16 protein-coding genes and 1 tRNA gene are annotated in these 18443 nt (G+C 57.9%); 10 read left to right on the forward strand and 7 right to left on the reverse strand.

The window, feature by feature from the left end:
* Positions 1-34: 34 nt before the first annotated feature.
* From RBB82_RS14665 to RBB82_RS14675, 3 genes are all read right to left on the reverse strand, one after another.
* A complete protein-coding gene (locus RBB82_RS14665; RefSeq protein ID WP_433971410.1) occupies positions 35-298 on the reverse strand; it encodes a hypothetical protein in 264 nt (87 codons plus the stop codon).
* Positions 299-1079: 781 nt separating this feature from the next.
* Complete coding sequence (locus RBB82_RS14670) at positions 1080-1520, reverse strand: hypothetical protein (protein ID WP_433971412.1); 441 nt, start codon at positions 1518-1520, stop codon at positions 1080-1082.
* Positions 1517-4783, reverse strand: coding sequence for a tetratricopeptide repeat protein (locus tag RBB82_RS14675; protein ID WP_433971413.1), 3267 nt, complete (start codon positions 4781-4783; stop codon positions 1517-1519). The genes RBB82_RS14670 and RBB82_RS14675 overlap by 4 nt, the downstream gene beginning before the upstream one ends.
* Before the next feature lie 969 nt (positions 4784-5752).
* Here RBB82_RS14675 and RBB82_RS14680 point away from each other — a divergent pair.
* Positions 5753-6148, forward strand: a complete 396-nt coding sequence (locus RBB82_RS14680; RefSeq protein ID WP_433971414.1) for a VOC family protein — start codon at positions 5753-5755, stop codon at positions 6146-6148.
* 146 nt (positions 6149-6294) lie between these two features.
* Here the strand turns inward: RBB82_RS14680 and RBB82_RS14685 are convergent, their stop codons facing one another.
* Complete coding sequence (locus RBB82_RS14685) at positions 6295-7257, reverse strand: LysR family transcriptional regulator (protein ID WP_433971416.1); 963 nt, start codon at positions 7255-7257, stop codon at positions 6295-6297.
* Between the two features lie 319 nt (positions 7258-7576).
* Between RBB82_RS14685 and RBB82_RS14690 the strand changes: the two genes are divergently transcribed.
* Both RBB82_RS14690 and RBB82_RS14695 read left to right on the forward strand, forming a co-directional pair.
* Positions 7577-7816 carry a helix-turn-helix transcriptional regulator gene (locus RBB82_RS14690; protein WP_433971417.1) on the forward strand — a complete coding sequence of 80 codons (240 nt, stop codon included), beginning with the start codon at positions 7577-7579 and terminating at the stop codon, positions 7814-7816.
* A 69-nt stretch (positions 7817-7885) separates the two neighbouring features.
* Positions 7886-9232: a site-specific integrase gene (locus RBB82_RS14695; protein WP_433971419.1), complete on the forward strand. Its 1347-nt coding sequence runs from the start codon at positions 7886-7888 to the stop codon at positions 9230-9232.
* A 24-nt stretch (positions 9233-9256) separates the two neighbouring features.
* Here RBB82_RS14695 and RBB82_RS14700 read toward each other — a convergent pair.
* Positions 9257-9332: transfer RNA gene (locus RBB82_RS14700), tRNA-Ala, on the reverse strand.
* A gap of 209 nt (positions 9333-9541) precedes the next feature.
* Between RBB82_RS14700 and RBB82_RS14705 the strand changes: the two genes are divergently transcribed.
* From RBB82_RS14705 to lepB, 7 genes are all read left to right on the forward strand, one after another.
* The gene (locus RBB82_RS14705) at positions 9542-10252 is read left to right on the forward strand and encodes an RNA polymerase sigma factor (RefSeq protein ID WP_433971420.1); all 711 of its coding nucleotides are present in this window, start codon (positions 9542-9544) and stop codon (positions 10250-10252) included.
* Positions 10249-10929, forward strand: a complete 681-nt coding sequence (locus RBB82_RS14710; protein WP_433971421.1) for an anti-sigma factor family protein — start codon at positions 10249-10251, stop codon at positions 10927-10929. Before RBB82_RS14705 ends, RBB82_RS14710 begins: the two co-directional genes overlap by 4 nt.
* A 49-nt stretch (positions 10930-10978) precedes the next feature.
* Positions 10979-11338: a nuclear transport factor 2 family protein gene (locus RBB82_RS14715; RefSeq protein WP_433971422.1), complete on the forward strand. Its 360-nt coding sequence runs from the start codon at positions 10979-10981 to the stop codon at positions 11336-11338.
* Positions 11339-11438: 100 nt separating this feature from the next.
* Positions 11439-12149, forward strand: coding sequence for a haloacid dehalogenase type II (locus RBB82_RS14720; RefSeq protein WP_433975388.1), 711 nt, complete (start codon positions 11439-11441; stop codon positions 12147-12149).
* A gap of 71 nt (positions 12150-12220) precedes the next feature.
* Positions 12221-14035 (forward strand): tetratricopeptide repeat protein, encoded by a 1815-nt coding sequence (locus RBB82_RS14725; protein WP_433971424.1) that lies wholly within the window; start codon positions 12221-12223, stop codon positions 14033-14035.
* A 61-nt stretch (positions 14036-14096) separates the two neighbouring features.
* Positions 14097-14942 carry a ribonuclease III gene (gene rnc / locus RBB82_RS14730; protein WP_433971425.1) on the forward strand — a complete coding sequence of 282 codons (846 nt, stop codon included), beginning with the start codon at positions 14097-14099 and terminating at the stop codon, positions 14940-14942.
* Positions 14939-15799: a signal peptidase I gene (gene lepB, locus RBB82_RS14735; protein ID WP_433971427.1), complete on the forward strand. Its 861-nt coding sequence runs from the start codon at positions 14939-14941 to the stop codon at positions 15797-15799. Before rnc ends, lepB begins: the two co-directional genes overlap by 4 nt.
* 102 nt (positions 15800-15901) lie before the next feature.
* Here lepB and RBB82_RS14740 read toward each other — a convergent pair whose 3' ends face one another.
* Both RBB82_RS14740 and RBB82_RS14745 read right to left on the reverse strand, forming a co-directional pair.
* Entirely contained in the window at positions 15902-17602 is a 1701-nt protein-coding gene (locus RBB82_RS14740; RefSeq protein ID WP_433971429.1) for an alkaline phosphatase family protein, read from the reverse strand.
* A 27-nt stretch (positions 17603-17629) separates the two neighbouring features.
* Positions 17630-17959 (reverse strand): hypothetical protein, encoded by a 330-nt coding sequence (locus RBB82_RS14745; RefSeq protein WP_433971430.1) that lies wholly within the window; start codon positions 17957-17959, stop codon positions 17630-17632.
* Positions 17960-18443: the final 484 nt, after the last annotated feature.

The raw sequence follows: 18443 nt of genomic DNA on the forward strand, positions 1-18443 counted from the left end.
AAGTCTGCGCGAGAAGCCCATCGGAGGCTGGTACCTACTCTCCGCGGCGCTTCGGTTCGATCCTCTTGCGGAGGTGATAGTTACCGTCCTTGTCTTCGAGCAGATTGATAGTTGATCGAAAGCTGACGCGGAAGATCATCTCCAATATCGACTTGTCTTCGAATTCGAATTCGAATTCGAATTCGAATTCTAGTTCGAGGTTGAGGGCCTCTTCATCCCGGTAAACATGGGATAGATTGGATGGGTCTGCCTGCGGCAAGACCAAGCGGAACTCCCGCATAGCCGCTGTTTGCGTCATCGATACGAACACTCCAGGAGTTCTGAATTTTCATCGGTTCCACTGACCATAGTTGCCGTTTGCGAAAATGACCAAATTGCGGAAAAGGTCGAGCGCATCTGGACGCGTATGGATCCGCCCTTCAGACTGTGCACGGGAGTCTTAACGCATGTGGGCCTCTTTCGGGTCATCAGGCCGTTATAGCGGTTCGGGCGATTCTTCAGGAGACTGAATTTCGCTAGTCGAGTTGAAAAGGTGGTCGCTTCGGGATTTACCGGCTAAATTGATCACGAAAATACTATCCAGGTCTCGATCTTTGGCCTGGATAGCACCCAAATCGGCGATGCACTCATCGAAAGCCGATCGGTACCGATATGTCGGCATTGCATCAGGAATCCGCAACGCGGCGGCAAAACTGATGACAGGATGCTGCGGCGTTTGTCGGTACCAATGCGACGTTCGGATCCCATTTGGGCCAATCTCAGAGGGATTCGATTTGACGCTGATTTTCGTACAGACCACAGCGACGGGGAGCGGCAAGAACTCGGGACAGCTTCCGTTACGCAGTCACTCATGGAGGCGTGTGAGACAGAGCAGACGAGGGCCCGCCGATGAGTTTGGGCAGCGAGAGCTTATCTTGCCAGAGCGTCGATTGAAACCCGTAATATTCCTTCTGTGAACTATTTGTTGCTGTTTACGGGCGGCGTCGGCTTTTCCTGCGCGAAAGCTGGCTACCCATTCTTCGAGCGAGTGGGCGCAAATCTGCAGGGTAAATGACCCACGACTTGGGCGCCCCGCCACGTCAAGGCAAATAAGCGAGCAGACGCTGGACGAGCAGCCTGACAGGGCCGTCTCCCGAAGCCTTCTTGTCCATCTCGAACAACCACTTGCCCGTGTGATCGCGCTTAAACTTCACTCGTAGCTGGAGCACCAGCAAGGCCGCAGTGGCCAGCGCGATGCTGGAAGGCTCTAGATACCGCTGCGCCCCAGGGCCGCCCGCCATCGTGTTCTCGGTCATCATCCGGACCGGCTCCGCGAACGCTGGCTCCTCGGTCAGAACATCCAGCGCTGCCCGTGCAACGTCGCCTGCGGAAACCGAGGCCGCCGGCCGCTCGTTAAACGCTTCCGCAAGCGCGGCACGTAAATCGGCGGTGAAGGCAACCTCGGGAACCGCCGCCCTCAGCCGCTCCTGAGCGATCGTGTCGATAATATTGATGACGGACGCGTCATCTAGAGTGTTCATTGGTTTGGCTCCTTTGGAAAATCGCCAAGCGCGGCTCCACGCCAGACAGCTTCGAGTTTCTGTTTGTCTTCGGGGGAAGCATGCTGATGGAACGAGTAAAAGTTCCTTTCATTGCGTTCCGCTCCCTGCCGGTCGTTCGTTCGACGGTACGCCGCAATCGCGCGGACCAGCCACTTGCCAGCTTCCTCGAGCCTGTGCTTCCTTGACGCAATGATGCCAAGTTGGCCATAGGTCATGGCTGCGTGGTTCAGATCACCAAGCTTCTCCTTGATTTTCAGGGCCTTGAAGTACCAATCTCGGGCCTCGTCATCATCCTTCTGAGATTCAGCCAATATGCCCAGTTGATGCAAACTGCTGGCGGCGCCGTGCTCGTCGCCCAGCTTTTCTTTGAGCTTCAATGAATCTAGATAGCACTGCCGCGCCATCACCGGGTCCTTAACTCTTTCCGAGACCATCCCCATTCCGTGAAGGACGAGCGATATACCGCGTTGGTCTCCGACCTGCCGAAAAAGAGCGAGGGATCTCCCATAGGACTCCGCCGCCGCTGCCGCCCCCGCCGGATCATCCTGCTCCAGCGCCAACATGCCGAGCGAGTGGTAAACCGCGGCGAGCCCCCGGTGATCGTGCAGCTTTTCCTTCGCCTTAACGGATTTTAGATACCAAGCTTGGGCTGCCGCTGGGTCACCCAGTTTCTGGGCCATCATCCCCAGATGATGATAGGTGATCGCTGTGGCGCGATCATTGCCACTCCGCTCCGAAATAGTGAGCACTTTGAGGTACCAATCGCGAGCGGTCTCAAATTCCCGCTGCTCTTGAGCGATGATTCCCAGCTCATGGTAAGCGGAGATTTCTGCCCTCACCTCGCATAACGTTGCCGCATGCACCGCCATTTCTCCGAAAAGCCGCTTAGCCTCCCCGAAGTTCCGCGAGTGTACCGCATAGGCGCCCAGCGCCTGTGTCAGAGCCAAGACACTCTCATCCATCGAAAGCTGCCTCGCCAAGGTCAGCGCAAAATGGAAGTTGGCGCCATCCCTGGCGAATGCATCGCGTTGCTCGTGATAGGGCCTCTGGACTAACGCATTTACTCGTGCCGTCAGCACCTCGACGAATGCCTTCCGCCACGACTCCGTTGCACTCCGCTGCGAGCGCAAAAAACTGGTGAGCAGCGGATGCATTTCATAGACGCCTGCGCCTCCCGCTCGAAGCAGACCCGCGGCCCCCAATGCCTCCAAGAATTGACCGATACGCTGTGGCGTCCAACCACCATCCATCCGCTTTCCCATCGCCGCGAGCGAATCTGCATCCACATACTCTTCGTACAACCCGGCACCTTGCAATAGCGGGCGCAACTCCTCCGCCAGACCCTGCTCCACAAATCTGAGTGTCGCAAAGATCTGAACCTGTTCCTCCTGCTCGCTCAATCCCAATTCATCGATATTGCTTCGTAGGGCCTCCGCGACGCTCGCCGGCACCATATCCTCCAGCCTCGGCAGCACCGCGCGCATCGCCAGCGGATGGCCGGCAAGCTGGTCGATGAGCCCGCTCAACGCCGGGTCATTCCGATTCACCTTCAACCCGAGCTCCCTCAGGATGGCCTCGCAATATTCCCAGCGCTCCTCTCCGTCCAAACCGTGTAGCTTCAATTCGAACCGACGCGACGGCCCCAGCCACTCCTCGCGCGACCGACTGGTGATCAACACTTTGCCGCGCCCGCCGCGTATGGCGTCCAAGAAACGACCCAACTCGGTGTGGTCCTCGCGCGATAGATTTGTTGCCGCGGATTCGAAGTTGTCCCACACCATCAGCGTGCGACTCTCGCCCAGCGAGCGCGCCAGGAGTTCGATCTTGTTGCTCGCTACCCCGAAGCTTTGCCCGTAGAACATCTCGCCCGTACGCTGGATAACGTACTCCGCACTGTGTATGTCGCGAAAATCCAGCCAAAGCGCGCCGTCCAGTCCGCCCGTATCGTCCAGCCAACGCAGGAAACCGCGAGCCAGCGTCGTCTTCCCCACGCCGCCCAAACCCTGTAGCAGGAACGCCGGGGCCTTGCGGTGCAGTGCGCGTTCCATCTCCAGAATGGCGCCGTCGCGCCCCACGAACCCGTATGCATCGCGATGCTCCCGCACCTCCGCCGGCAGCCGCGATTCCGCCGCCTCCACCTTTGCTTGTGCCGCAAACCGGAAGTCCTGCGGGTCCTGCTGGTACAGCACCGGCAGCAGCCAGTCTTCCAGCGGGTACTTGCCGCGCACACATACCCTGCCCTTGTGTGCGAGCATTTCCTGACGGCCAGCGCGGACTGCCTCCGCCACACTGCCCTCCTCAAAGAGTCGCCGGTAGAACGCCGGCAGAAATACCTGCGCGCCACTCACATAGAGTGAATACGCCATCGCCACTATGCTCCGCATTCCACTTTGGAGAAGCGCTGTCGCCACAGACGCAAAGGCGTCTTCGCCCTTCGTGTCCAACATACCCGCCTGACAGGCGTTCAGCACCACCGCGGGCAGGGCATATTCGCGAAGAAGGGCGCTTAGGTCGCGAGCAGATTTCGCATCGGGCTCGCCCGTGTCGTTTTCGAAAATCAAACCCTTGTCGTACGCCCCGTGCCCATCGAAGTGCAGCACATGATAGTAGCCTGGCTTCGCGCGCAGCTGGTCACGCAGCCGGTCGAACGTCGGCGGACGCAGTACGTCTACGTGCACGGGCAGTTCTTTTGACTGGATCATTTCAATTAGCGGGCGTGCGATTGACCGGTAGTGGACGTCGTTTTCGTAAGGCCGCGCCACCACCAGCAGCACGTTTACTCGGTCGCGCGGCAGGTCGGCCATAGGAGGCGGATCGGGAATCCGGTTGAGGCGGCGTTCAATGCGGCGCGCGTGGGCCAGATAGCCGCTCTGCGGATCGAACAAGGCTTCCCACGGCCATGAGAGCATACGCGCGTCATCACTGCGCACTTGAACCATGTTCGATGCAGCCAGCCAGTTGGACGTATCGCGGCGGTCAAACAGAGCGTTGAAGGCCGCGGTGCCCCAGGCCCGCAAGGCGGCCAGCACGTGCTCAGCGTGTACGGTTTCAGGATCGAACGGGTAGTTGAGGAATTTCTCCAAGTACCAGCGCAGCTCGCGCATCAGGTCGGAGTTGGGCTGGCCTTCCACCGGAAAGTCGTAAGGCGAGGGAATCACTACGGGCAGGGCGGACCTACCGTCCGGCAGACGGATCAGTGTGAACGTTGGAGGAGACGAGCCATCGTCATGCTTGATTGTCACTGGAGCGGACGCCATCGGCAGCCATTGTACTGCGTCGATGCCCAGGCGTCGCGGCGCGCCATAAATCTCGGATTTTGACGGGGAAGGTGAGTGTATCTGGCACGTTAATCCAAAGCGGAGGCGGCCCACGGTAGTTAAATCGCGGACTAAGCCTGCTCATTCAAGAACCCGGAGGATCATCGGTTTTGTCTCTGTTGAGATTGAACCAGGGAGAAGCCACTGGTTTGATAATGGGTTCGCACCTCAGAACCCGCTGCGCTTCTGCGATGTAACCTCGCGATCGTCACGTTGCCAGAACGGGTTCACACGCACATCATCCATTACTGCGATTGACTGTCGCTGTAGACAGTCATTCCACACCCAGTTTCCCACTCCAAAGTTGCGATATATATGCTCATGTCCGACTGCATACCTATAGCTCAAATCTAATGCCTCCGCCAGGTTAAGCGAATGGTTAGGGAAAACCATTACAGAGAGAACTGCCTGAGATCCATCCGGCCCCATGGTCAATTTGAAGAAACTGCGAAATACTGATCGCGGTGAACTGGCCCCCCGCAGTTTGCTGTTCTGCTGGCGCCAAAATCGCGTCCTCTGGATATCACCGCCGAAGCACGTCGCAATCGGTTCAGGCATTGTGCAATTGCACCGATAGATGCGGTTCGCTTTCAGGAGGAGTGGGACGACGCTTTCCCTCAACACCCTTGTCAGCATCTTCAACCGCAATTAACTTCGGTTTTCCGCGCAAACCTCTGCCGTACAAGATTAAAGGTCAAGTTGCGGATAGGTAATGATAAGTCGGCCAGTGTCCAGGAATTCTGATCGGGCCTCAACGCCGGGATACCGGGATCCTGGAGCGTTTCTTAGTACCAATACATTCCCGATCGTATTTGGTTGGCCTTCCCACTATTCCTGCGCTCAAGTCCAAAGATCCACATCAAACAGAGAGCAAGCGGGGAATGGAGAAGCAAAATGTTAGACCACATCTTTCTATCGGTAAGCGACCTCGAACGGTCGATCGCGTTCTACACAGCAGTACTGTCTCCCCTCGGCATCACCAAACGCGTGGACTATGACGGAAAAGACGGGCCGCCTGGCCATCCCGATCTCAAAGGCTTCGGTGCAAACGGGCGCATTTTCTTCTGGCTCCGACAGGGAGTGGTGGATAGTCGCGCAGCGCATGTCGGTTTCGTGGCAAACGGCCACGCTGAAGTGGATACTGCCTATGCCGCCGCTATCGCCGAGGGTGCCACGGACAACGGCGCGCCGGGCGCACGTCTCTACTACGATCCTCGCTACTACGCAGCCAACGTCTTAGACCCCGATGGCTACAGCCTTGAATTCGTTTACAAGAGCTGGCAGCACTGACGTGCTCTTTCGCAACAACACGAGGGCCGGTAACGGAAAGTCGGCTTGTGGCCAGGTTTCCGGGAGCTGTGACCTCGTTCAGGGCCTCTAACGGGCTATCCGGAAGTCGCGAACTCAATAGAGCAGGACATTGAGAGATCGATCCCTCACCCCAGCAACGACATCTGCTCTGGCCCTTTGCGGGCAGAGAGCGGAGGCTTCTTGCCTTTAGGTGTTTGCGGCGATAGCCGGCCCTTCAAGAGTCGAATAAGCATCGGAACTGTTTTAGGATACCCCTGTTTCTTGTAGATGAATGCAGTGTCCACCGTCCAGTCCACGCCGGCAACGGGCCGCGTGGTGAGTTCGACATCCAACACGGTTCCTTCGCGGATGAGAGCAAAACCGAATCCCTGCTTGACGAGTCCCTGCATCTCCGTAGGGTGGGATGCCCGCGAATACTCTTCAATCTTCACGCCTACTTCTTCAAGCAGTTCAAGCAGCCGAGCATGGGCCTGGGCATTCCGTTGCGGGTGGTAAAGAACAGTGGGGTGCTGCTGCAAGTCGGTTGGCTGGAGCGCAGCCTTCGCTGCGAGAGGATGGTCGGCACGGAGGCAGACCACAAGACGATCTCGCTGAATCTCATCCACACGGAGACTAAGATCGCCTACTGGCAAGGTGACGATTGCGGCGTCGATCTCACCCAAGGCTATCTCTTCCACAAGCTGCGCTGTGTCGCCGTGCACCGGCCGGATTGGGCAGTCGGGAAGCAACTCTCTGTGCATGGCAAAGAATGCGTTGAAGAGAGTCGGATCGGCTTGTGACGAGCACCCTAGTCTCAGGGTACGAACCTCACCCTGTTCGACGGCAAGGAGTGCGGCCATCGCCTCATCCCGCGCACTGAGCAATCCCCTGGCAATCAGCTTGAACGCAACGCCAGTCGGGGTGAGACTGATGCGCCCACTCTTGGATCTTCGATAGAGATGAAGTCCGGAGTTTTCCCGAAACTGCTTGGCGTGAGCACTCAGGTTCGGTTGTGTGGTGTGGAGCTGCTCAGCGGCAGCGCGAAAGCCCTTGAGATCCAGAATCTCAAGAAGATACCTGAAGTGACGATATTCGGCCCAATCGTACATACGCATGCTCCTGGAGAACAAGTCTCGGCGTAACGTCGATTACCAAGGAAAGGCGCAGCAAATAGGGGTCGCCCTTGCCTGTGGAAATTTTACCGGAGCGGAATCAAGTTGAGCAACAGAGAAATTTTCAGAAGCGACGATCTTTGAACGATTTGGCGGGCCCGTTGCCACGTTTTGTGTGCTCGATTTCGGTGGGGTGATAGCTGTGAATTATCACCCGATAAATAGGAAGTATTGGACGGAACGGTCAATCGGCCAGAGGCTGAAAGCAGCCTCGCGCCGTCGTCGCGAAGCCACCGCCACAGCTCTGGAGACACCGATGGCTCTCAACGCAATGGTCCAACAAATGCCCCTCAGAGAACCGCTGCTCACTGTCGAAGATGTCGCGCAACGGCTCAACGTAACGAAGGACTGGGTCTGGGATCACTCCTCACGCAAGGCTCCCTACCTGCCCGTAATCCGCATGAGCGACGGCGTCCTTCGCTATCGCTTGAGCGAGGTTGAAGAGTTCGTCAACGAACGGGAACGACTCTCCTCTTTGCGTCGGAAAAGGCGCTGAAAGTGCCGAAAACCCCGGTAAAATAGAGGTAGCCCGCTCGTTTCCCCCCACAGAAATCGAGGCACTGCAATGGGCAAATCGCACCAGAAGGGATGGGTCGTTGCGCGCGGCAAGAAATGGTACGGCTACTTTCGCCGTGACGTGATCGACCCGATAAGCAGCGAACCCAAAAGCACTATCGTCCCGGTTGTTCTCGGCCTCAAGACGCAACTGACAAAGTTTGAGGCACGCGAATCGCTGGAACGAGAGATCGCTAAACAGAACGGACACGCTCCGAGCGGTAGAGCCGTCAACAGCAGCTCCGTCACGTTTGGATGGTTCGTTCGCAACCGGTTCCTTCCGCTGAAGGAGGCGAGCTGGAAAGAAGAAACTGCAAAGGTGAAGACGTTGCTGATCCAACAAGACCTCATCGACGAATTCGAGGATGTCCCAATGGAGAACTTCGACAAATTCACGTTGCAGGTCCACCTCAACAAGCTGGCTAAAACCAAGTCCAAGGACAGAGTGCTTCAGATGCGGGCGTACCTGCGGGACATCTTCGCTGAGGCAGCCGATCAGGACTTCCTCCCGAAAGACCCTGCGCGTAAGGTGAAAGTCCCAACGCAACTGCGTGAGACCGACAAAACAACCTTGACGTGGGATCAGTTAAGAAGAGCGCTGTCGGAGCTGGACGTCCGGGATCGGCTCCTTCTTGAACTGGACATGACGAACGCACTCCGTCCGAGTGAGTTGTTTGGTCTACGGTGGAAGTGCTTTAGCGAAGCGGCTTCCTCCATGACTGTCGCGGAGACTGTCTACAAGGGCAAGATTCGTCCTTGGGGCAAGACTCAGCGAAGCCTCGCCACGGTGCATCTGCCGAAGGACTTGGCAAATCAACTTGCGGCGTGGAAAGAGCAGTCGCCCGACCCGTCTCCTGAAGCCTTCATCTTCCCGAATCAAACCGGGGGATTTCTGGATACGGACAACTACCGTAAGCGGGTACTGCACAAGCTGGCAAAGGACCTGGGACTGCCGAAGCTGACGTTTCAGGTGATTCGCAGAACGATCGCTACGCTGGCGCAGAAGAAGGGCACAGTGAAGGACGTGCAGGGTGTTCTCCGGCACTCCCGAACGGCAACGACCACCGATGTCTACATGCAGGAGATTCCTGAGAGTGTGCAGGCAACGGTCGACTCCATTCATAGCGAACTGAGGCCGAAGCCGGCATCTCGTGGAGCGCAAGTATGGACGGCAGAGCGCCGCGCTCAGGCGTCGTTGAAGTCGAAAGAAAGAATAGCTGCAAAGAAAATCTGCGCCGGAGGGCGGAAGAGAGGAGAAAGCGGACGCACTGCATCATCCGGTTCTGACAGAGGTTTTGGCAATTTGCTACCAAATGCTACCAAACGCTCCGAGAAGGAGGTTGCGTACTTTCGCTAATTTATTGATTTGTAATGGGTTGTTTGGTGGACCTGATCGGGATCGAACCGATGACCTCTTCCATGCCATGGAAGCGCGCTCCCAGCTGCGCCACAGGCCCACTCTTAGGAAGGACTTTATCTATTCTGGCCGACCCGGCGAGATTAGTCAACGTTGGCGGGAACATATCGCCTATGTTCCGGTGTCTAAAGCTAATAGAGTGAGCGAGCACTCGGCCGCCGGCGGCGCAGTTTCTAACACCTTCGTGAGCGTCGCGCGCTCCATAGTTGCATAGCGATTCATCACGTCGTAATGTAGAGGACACCCGATATGCAGGCGGGCACGATAGTGGGCAATCTAGCCAGCGCGATAGGTATCACCACCGAAGACGTAGCTCTCATCGCTGACCTCAAGGCCGGTTCCGAGGAAGCCTTCGGTATTCTCATCGCACAGTATCATCAGCCGCTCTACTCGCTGATTGCGCGCAGCCTCAACGACCCTGCCGATGCGGCAGACATCACCCAGGAAGTCTTCATTAAGGTCTTTCGCAGCATTCGCGGCTTCCACGGCGGAGCCAGCCTGCGAACGTGGCTCTACCGTATCGCGCTCCACGAGGCTTCCAACCAGCGACGCTGGTGGTCTCGCCACAAGAAGCAGGAGATCACCATCGACTCCTCCTTCGAGTCCGATCCTGACGCGGAAAACAATCATCTTAGCCTCGCCGCCACACTGGCCGACCATCGAGATTCACCGTACGACCACGCTGCTCAAGCCGAAGTCCGCGAACGCGTCGAGGCCGCCCTCCGGCAACTGCCCGAGGCCTTCCGCACGGTCGTCATCCTGCGCGAGATTGAAGGCTTTGCCTACGAAGAGATATCCGAGATCCTCAACGTGAACATCGGAACAGTAAAATCCCGGCTCACCCGCGGACGTTCCGCACTTCGTTCCATCCTCAGCGCAGACGGCGTAATCTCCCCAGCAACTACCAATTCTGCGTCCTCCGGGACTGTGCTGACATCCAAAGAGGCGGTGACACAATGACCCCTCAAGTCTGCCTGAAGTGCCGGTCATCCTTTTCGTCCTATCTCGATGGCGACGTCAGTGGAAAACAGATGCAGAAGATCGCAAAGCATCTGGAGAGCTGCAACGACTGCACGCAGGAGTTCGCTGCGTGGCGTGCCATGCAGCGGTCGCTCTCTTCACTCGGTCCGGCAAAAGCCCCTGCTGATCTGGGCCTCAAGCTTCGCCTCGCCATCTCGCACGAGCACGCAAAGCGCAAATCCAACTGGCTCGACACCATCTCCGTCAAATGGGAGAACGCGATTCGTCCAATGTTGGTGCAGGTTTCGGCCGGTTTCGCAGGCGCAGTCGTTCTCGTCGGCGGCATTGCGCTTCTACTCGGAATGGTCGCCGCACCAGAGCCAGTCATGGCGAACGACGAACCCTTGGGCGCCATGACCGCGCCTCACTATCTCTATTCGTCGGTTCCTCGCGCTATCGTTACCGACCGCGACGCAGTCATCGTCGTTGAAGCGTACGTGGACTCGCAAGGCAAGGTCTACGACTACAACCTCGTCTCAGGACCCGAAACTGCTGCCGTCCAGACCCAGATCGTTGATCAACTTCTGACCAGCGTCTTCCAGCCAGCGAGCGTCTTTGGCGCTCCAGTGCGTGGCCGCGTCGTTCTCACGTTCTCTGGCATCTCCGTCCGCGGCTAAAACAACCAGCCGCCTCATTCACCTCAGCCCCAGTCAAGAGTAGAAGTCTATGCAGACCTCACGAGATCTCCTCGCCTCCGCATACAAGCACTTCAACGCACGCGACATCGACGGCGTACTCAACCTCATGCACCGCGACGTAGACTGGCCCAACCTCATGGAAAACTGTCGCGCCCACGGCCACGCCGAGGTTCGCGACTACTGGACCCGCCAGTGGGCAATCTTCGACCCGCACGTCGAACCGACCGACTTCACCCCGGAACCTGATGGCCGCACCGCCGTTCACGTCCATCAGGTCGTGCACGATCTCAACGGGAAACTTCTCGTCGATCAGATGGTGCAACACGTCTACCTTGTACAGGATGGCCTCATCCGCAGTATGGAAGTCCGCGACCACACTGCATCCTGAGCCTGTCGCTGCAGAAAATATGTGCTCTCATGCCCGATAATGCCATATGAAGCGTAGAGAGTTCGTGAGCATGTTGGCTGCAACCGCTGGGGCCGCTTCAATGGGATCGGCACTTCCCACAGAAGCCCAATCATTCACTAACCGAAGACGCATAAAAGCGATCGCGTTCGACGGATTCGTAATCTTCGATCCGCGCCCCGTAGCTGTGCAAGTGGAAAAAGAATTTCCCGGCAGAGGTGCGGAGTTTACCAATCTCTGGCGGACACGCCAATTCGAATACACCTGGCTTCGCACTCTCGGCAATCAGTACAAGGATTTTTGGCAAGTCACCGAAGACGCGCTCCGCTACACCGTCAGCACAATGAACCTGTCACTTACCACTTCGCAACGCGACGAGTTGATGCAGACGTATCGCTCGTTGCCAGTCTGGCCCGATGTGCCTGAAACGCTCAAAGAACTCCGTCGGCGCGGCATCAGAATGGCCTTCCTGTCGAATTTCACTGCAGCAATGTTGGATGACAACATCAAAGCCGCCAATCTCGCTGGCTACTTTGAACCGCACCTGACCACCGACCGCGTCAGAGCATTCAAACCAAGTCGGATCGCTTATCAGATGGGACCAGATGCTTTTGGCTTGAAACCAGAAGAGATCGCCTTCGCCGCATTTGCTCCATGGGACACAGTCGGCGCGAAATGGTTCGGCTATCCCACCGTTTGGGTGAACCGCGCCAACGCGCCCCTGGACGTTCTCGACGCACAGCCCGATGTCGTAACATCCGATCTCGCGGGCTTGGTGAGTTTTATCGGCTGAAAGGCTTTTAGCGGGCAAGTTGCCACCCCTCCCTCCGCTCCCATAAACTTCACCAGAGCGTCGAATATATAGTGTCTTTTCTAGCAAAACCGTTCCTCCGTCGGCATCCAGCTTTTTTCCCGCTGTGCCTGCTCACACTCGCCACCATGAGTGCCCTCACCGTCCCTGCCAGGGCGCAATCGAGCTCCTCAAGCAGCAGCTCGGAAGCCGCTCCGGACGCCACCGTCTCAAAAGAGCCAACCCCAACCAAAGCCCCGCCTCGAATCGCTCAACCTGAAGCCGGCGGCTCCGCGATCACCCTTGAAACCAGCGAACCGCTCTTCTATCTCGCAGTGGCGTTGAACACATGCGGCTACGACGCCGACCTCGCCAACTCGAGCCCTGTGCGTCTCAAAATTCGAGACGAGGTCAACTCCGAGGTCGCAGCATCAGAGAAGGCCCGCACCAGCAGAGACGCACTCTGCGCCTATGTACGAGAGCACACACTGAACGATGCCAGCCTCAATCTGGCCCAGTACATCTCACTCGCCCTCTATCTGTCGCCTCCGCCCAGTCTTACGCCGACCGTTGACGAGACAGACCTGCCACCCGACTCTACCCAGGTCGTCAACATCCTCCCGTTACTCAGAAACTTCGCCGACGACATCCATCTTCACGCCATCTGGGTCCAACATCGCCCCGAGTACGAAGAGCTCACCAAGCTCGTGCACGATCCCCTGACGAAGATGGTGCTCAACACGAACATCTACCTTCGCCTCCCCGTCAGCAGCTACGACGGCCGCCGCTTCCTCGTCCTGCTCGAGCCCATGCTCGCACCATCGGCCACCAATGCCCGCATCTACGCCAACGACTACATCGTTGCCGCATCACCCGCAGGCGAGCCGCTCGGCGCCGTCCACATGGACGATATACGTCACATCTATCTCCACTACGAGATCGAACCGCTCGTCTACTCCCGCGCCACCGCCATGGAGCGTCTCCAGCCGCTTCTCAAGGGAGTTCAGGAAGCTCCGCTCGAGTACGTCTACAAGACCGAGATCGTACCCCTCATCACCGAATGCCTCATCAAGGCGGTCGAAGCCCACACCATGGATGTCGGCCTTACGAAGCCCGTGCGCCCAGCCGGAATCCGAGAGCGTGCCGATCTCGAGCACTATGATGCCGAGGTCAGTGCATACACCCACCAGGCCGAAGCGAACCGCCGCAAAGCCGTCGACCTCTCCATGCGTCAGGGCTGGGTACTCACCGAATACTTCTACAACAAGATCGGCGAGATGGAGAAGGAGAACGTCAGCCTGAAAGACGACATGGGCGAGATGGTCTACGGCATGGACGTCGACCGTGAGCGCCATCACGCCCAACAAATAGCCTTTCTTCCCGCCGGCAGCCGCGACGTCCTCCGCCGCGCCCCTCAGCAACTGACTGGCCTGCAGCTCGCCGAGGAAAAGATATTCAAAGGGGACCTCTCAGGAGCCTCCGACATCGCAAACAAGGCCCTCGCTGATCCCAACGGCGACCACGCTCAGGCCCACTACGTTCTCGCCCGTGTCAACCTGATGCAGCGCCAGCCCGGTGCCGCAATCGACGACTTCGAAGAGGTCCTCGACTCCTCGAAAGATCCCCGCACCCTAGCCTGGTCGCACATCTATCTCGGTCGCCTCTACGACATCAAGGACGACCGCAAAAAAGCACTCGCGGAGTATCAGGCAGCTCTCACCGTCCGCGACGCGCAGCCCGACACCAAGGCTGCCGCAGAGAAGGGAATCAAAGAGCCTTTCACCGCGCCTAAAGTCGCCCACGAAGAGCCTGCCGACAAAGACGACGAACCCCTGGACCCTAGTGGCAAAGCCGAGAAAGACGCCTATCGTCCGCCACCCCCACACTAACGTTGGAACGATGCGGTCAGTACCCGCATCCGTCCGGTAAAGTAGAGCGCAGGGGAGTTCCATGACGACGCGCCACAGAAAGTCCGGACGATCCCAGCCGAAGGACACCCCTGCGCTGAAGCTCTTCGATCACAAATTCGAGCGCCCCGAACTCCTCACCTGGGCACTCACGCATCGTTCGCTCGCCTACGAGACCAACCCCGAGACCCTCCCCGATCCCGCCTCCGACAACGAGCAGCTCGAGTTCGTCGGCGACGCTGTCCTCGGCCTCGCGGTCGCCGAATCCCTCTTCCGCCGCTTTCCATCCTCTCGCGAGGGCGAACTCACCCGCCTCCGCTCCTCGCTCGTCAGCCGGCGCCACCTCGGCGAGGTCGCCGCCCGCATCGACCTCGGCTCGCTCCTCCTCCTCGGCCGCGGTGAAGAGCAGAGCGGCGGCCGCAAAAAAACTGCTCTCCTTGCCAACGCCCTCGAAGCAGTCATCGCCGCCCTCTACCTCGACGGTGGCCTCACCGCCGCACGCGCCTTCATTGAAAAACACATCATCGAGCCCGCCCTGCCCGACCTCAACCTCGCCATGCAGGGTACAAGCACCTTCAGCGGAGCCATCGGCGACCACAAATCCGCCCTGCAGGAGCACCTCCAGGCCACCGGCTATGGCCAGCCTCACTACGTCCTCACCGACTCCAGCGGTCCCGACCATCAAAAGCGCTTCCGCGTCGAAGTCCGCATCGACGACAAGTCCGGCGGCTCCCGCGCCCTCGCCGAATCCGAGGGCACCACCAAAAAACAAGCCCAGCAGGAAGCCGCTCGCCTAGCCTTCGAGCGCCTCGTCGCAGAAGCCCGCCTTGCCAAATCAAACTTGAAGAATCACACCAACGGAGCCGGGCGAGCGGAGGTGGTCGAATGACCCAACCCGTCATAGCCTCCAGCCAGCAACCCCCTGCCGAAAGCCCTAACACCCAACCTCCGGTCACGCCCCGCCCGCATCTCCCTCACGGCCATCATCACCACGCGCATCACGAAAAGCCCAGCATCTACGCCGCGCTGCAGTCGCTCCTCTATCTCATCGTGGTGGCGATCTTCATCATCACCTTCTGCATGCAGCCCTTCCGCATCCCCTCAGAATCCATGGAGTCCACCCTCCTCGTCGGCGACTTTCTCCTCGTCAACAAGCAGGCCGCAGCTCCCGACGGCGCCGGCACACTCCTTCCCACCGCTGCCATCCGTCGCGGCGACGTCATCGTCTTCCACGACCCCGTCGACGCCACCCTCCACCTCGTCAAGCGCGTCATCGGCCTCCCCGGCGACCACCTCCGCCTCCACAACGGCCTCGTCTACATCAACGGCCACGCCCTCACCGAGCCCTACGCCGTCTACCGCCCCAGCCCGCCCGACAACTTCCGCGACAACTTCCCCCGCTTCCAGAGCGCCGACCCCGAGATCGACTCCCACTGGTGGATCCGCATGCGCTCCCTCATCGAAAACAACGAGCTGATCATCCCCACCGGCAATTACTTCGTCCTCGGCGACAACCGCAACGACAGTGAAGACAGCCGCTACTGGGGCTTCGTCCCACGCGAAGCCATCGTCGGCAAACCCCTGCTCATCTACTTCTCCCTGCAGCAACACGAAGCCGAAGACGCCGACTCCACCGGCACTCTCACCCAGCAAGCCACCGCCACTCCCAGCCGCAAACACTCCAGCAAAATCGACTCCGTAGTAGACTTCGCCCGCTGGGGCCGCACCTTCCAGATCGTCCGCTAACCCGTCGACCTCCGCTACCCTATTTCGGTATATATCGCATTCAACAAAACAGCGGACGCTCCATGAGGAGCGTCCGCTATCAATGAATCGTGTTTAGGACAGTTACTGAAGCTGAACTGCAGGAAGAACGTCCGTTCCCTCAGCGCGAACAGCATCAAGTGCCGAAGGATCGAGCCCCAGAGCCTTCAGGATCGTAGGCGCCACCTGTGCGGTGCCTACTTCGGAGCGAACCGTCGCGTATTGGAACTCCGGATTGGACACCAGCAGCATGACGTTGGTGTCGTCATGGGCGAAGCCGCCGTGCTCCGACAACTTTGACTTGCTGCCTGAGTAAGTAACGCCCACATTTGGAGTCACGATGATGTCCGGTGTACGCGGATCTTCGGCTGGATTGTTGTAGTTAAGTGTGACCGAAGCGCCAAAATAAATCTGCCCAAGTGCGACTCCTGAGGCAGCAGCATTGGCTTCGATGACCTTCACGCTCTCGCCCGTGTAGGTGGCGCTCTTCAGCCATATCAGCGAGACGTCGTCCTCCGTAGGTCCAATGCCAGTTGGGTTATTGGTCGACTCAGAGAGGGGAATATAACCTTTCTGAGAGAGCAGCGTGACCGGCGAAGTACCGTTGATCAGTTGAGAGACATAGCGATTGGGATCGATCGGCGACTGGCCGTGCTTCGCAGTGATCACAATCAGGGTCGAATCGTAAAGACCCCTTGCTTCCAGCTCGCGAACAAACTGGCCAATTGAGGCATCGACAAACTTGATCTCGCTCAGCAGTGGATCGGTCGGTGCTCCTGCGGCATTAAAGTACCCGCCCTTCGTTCCATTCTCGATCAGCTTCTGGCCAACGCTCACGGCCTGAAAGTTCATGCCGAAGATCGTAGGAACCTGGGTTGACTTGTTGCCGAGGTGATTCTTTCCGTCGATCTCGTTGAGAATCGCATTGACCTTCAACGTGTCATAGCACTGAATATTCTGGAAGCTGTTGGTCCACGCCGTCAGATCTGCGTTTGTATCTCGTATGGTTTCGCAGGATGCTCCCGTGGGAGTTTTAACGTTTGGCAGCGCAATCACATTCGAGTTAATCTCAGGCGAGTAAAAATCATCGAGAGCGCCGGGGCCAATGCCAGAGGCTACCGAAGAGTACGCCGGATGTTTATCGGACCAGGCTGCATATCCGCCCGCTCGGTGAATCACGCTGAAGATGCTGTTAGCGCGAACGAACTCCCATGGAAAGACAGGATTGCAGTTGTTCGCCGGATCGCGCGGCAGTCTCCGGCTATCGATAGAAGCGATGCCGCCGTCGGTCAGCGAAGCTCCCGGTGCGCCACCGTTCAACTTGGTCTGGTCGATATCGATGCCTTCTTCATACTCAGTTGTTGTTCCCGACGGTGCTGCGCCCGGAGTGCAGGGGCCAGCAGCAACACCGTTGCCGGTAGTCTTTGCGGGAGCATCGTAGTTACGGGAATAAGCGACGTCGTAATACACGCCAGTAAAGGCAGGGCTTCCGCCAGTGATGATAGCTGTCAGGCCGGGGAAGGAGTCAGACGGCTTCGAGGTGCTGGCAGCAACATAGTTGACGCCAGTCTTGGCAAGGAACGAGAGCGTCGGACAATAAGGATCGCCAAAGTTGACGTTCGTCACGCCGCTTACGCAGTTCGCAAAATCAACAGCATGCATGCCGTCGATGCTAATCAGAAGAACGCGCTTGATCTTACCTCGGGACAAATTATTATTTTGCGCCATCGCGGAAACCGCCGAACACGCAACGGCAAGGGAAAGGAAAGCAACTAACTTTCTCATGGGGAACCTCCGCAGATGATGGTCAATTTATCCCAGGTAGGCTGTCATTGCTGGCGAGTAAATATTGAATGAATTTGATTTTTCGTAAGACAGCACCAGATTCGCCGCGTGCCCATTTTCGATTCTGAGATGTGAATTATTCGCGCAAAGCGCGAACCGCTCATCATCCCCACCGGCAACTACTTCGTCCTCGGCGACGAACTCAAGGACCCCGACAACATCGGCGCTCTCACCCAGCAAGCCACCGCCACTCCCAGCCGCCGCACACCAGCAAAATCGACTCCGTAGTAGACTCGCCCGGGCCGCACCTTCCAGGCGTCCGCTGATCAAATCGCACGAGTAGATTCTTCCCTCCATTCGGACATTTCGACGCGATAGCCGCTAAATAATTCCCACTCAATCTGAGCCATCTTCAGACACAAAATTTAAACAACGTGTTTTTCCATTTACTTAGATGAATCCACAAATCTGGATGTGAAATTGCTTGCACACAACACAATCCAGCGATCGGCATAGCACCGATACAGACCAAGCCCCAGACGTGGCCACGACTCAGGCGAACGCAGAGCTGTTGCCTCTGTCGGTTCGATTCGCCACGTTACAGGCTCTTATACATCGTCTGCTCACTCGCTCCCCGACGATGAGTATCGTGCTCACCTGATAATCGTTCGTTCTGAAGCATTGATAGTTGCACCTGTCTGCTGACGAAAATACGTAAGAGGTTGTTAGGTCGAACGAAGGCCGTTGTGCGCCTGCACCCTTTTTGAACTCTGCTGATCGCCAAAACTCATTGGAACCCGAGCGTCCCGCGTCTCTTCGCTGGCACGCTCCAGGTGAATCA

It is taken from the genome of Tunturiibacter lichenicola (genome assembly GCF_051013355.1).
In the GTDB taxonomy this organism is placed as follows: Bacteria; Acidobacteriota; Terriglobia; order Terriglobales; family Acidobacteriaceae; genus Edaphobacter; species Edaphobacter lichenicola_F.

What these genes read in the sequence shown, in the direction of transcription:
- RBB82_RS14705 (WP_433971420.1), top strand. Translation starts at nt 9,542, where the DNA reads ATGCAGGCGGGCACGATAGTGGGCAATCTAGCCAGCGCGATAGGTATC.
- RBB82_RS14670 (WP_433971412.1), bottom strand. Translation starts at nt 1,520, where the DNA reads ATGAACACTCTAGATGACGCGTCCGTCATCAATATTATCGACACGATC.
- RBB82_RS14720 (WP_433975388.1), top strand. Translation starts at nt 11,439, where the DNA reads ATGGGATCGGCACTTCCCACAGAAGCCCAATCATTCACTAACCGAAGA.
- RBB82_RS14680 (WP_433971414.1), top strand. Translation starts at nt 5,753, where the DNA reads ATGTTAGACCACATCTTTCTATCGGTAAGCGACCTCGAACGGTCGATC.
- lepB (WP_433971427.1), top strand. Translation starts at nt 14,939, where the DNA reads ATGACCCAACCCGTCATAGCCTCCAGCCAGCAACCCCCTGCCGAAAGC.
- RBB82_RS14740 (WP_433971429.1), bottom strand. Translation starts at nt 17,602, where the DNA reads ATGAGAAAGTTAGTTGCTTTCCTTTCCCTTGCCGTTGCGTGTTCGGCG.
- RBB82_RS14665 (WP_433971410.1), bottom strand. Translation starts at nt 298, where the DNA reads ATGACGCAAACAGCGGCTATGCGGGAGTTCCGCTTGGTCTTGCCGCAG.
- RBB82_RS14685 (WP_433971416.1), bottom strand. Translation starts at nt 7,257, where the DNA reads ATGTACGATTGGGCCGAATATCGTCACTTCAGGTATCTTCTTGAGATT.
- RBB82_RS14715 (WP_433971422.1), top strand. Translation starts at nt 10,979, where the DNA reads ATGCAGACCTCACGAGATCTCCTCGCCTCCGCATACAAGCACTTCAAC.
- RBB82_RS14690 (WP_433971417.1), top strand. Translation starts at nt 7,577, where the DNA reads ATGGCTCTCAACGCAATGGTCCAACAAATGCCCCTCAGAGAACCGCTG.
- RBB82_RS14710 (WP_433971421.1), top strand. Translation starts at nt 10,249, where the DNA reads ATGACCCCTCAAGTCTGCCTGAAGTGCCGGTCATCCTTTTCGTCCTAT.
- RBB82_RS14745 (WP_433971430.1), bottom strand. Translation starts at nt 17,959, where the DNA reads ATGGAGGGAAGAATCTACTCGTGCGATTTGATCAGCGGACGCCTGGAA.
- RBB82_RS14695 (WP_433971419.1), top strand. Translation starts at nt 7,886, where the DNA reads ATGGGCAAATCGCACCAGAAGGGATGGGTCGTTGCGCGCGGCAAGAAA.
- rnc (WP_433971425.1), top strand. Translation starts at nt 14,097, where the DNA reads ATGACGACGCGCCACAGAAAGTCCGGACGATCCCAGCCGAAGGACACC.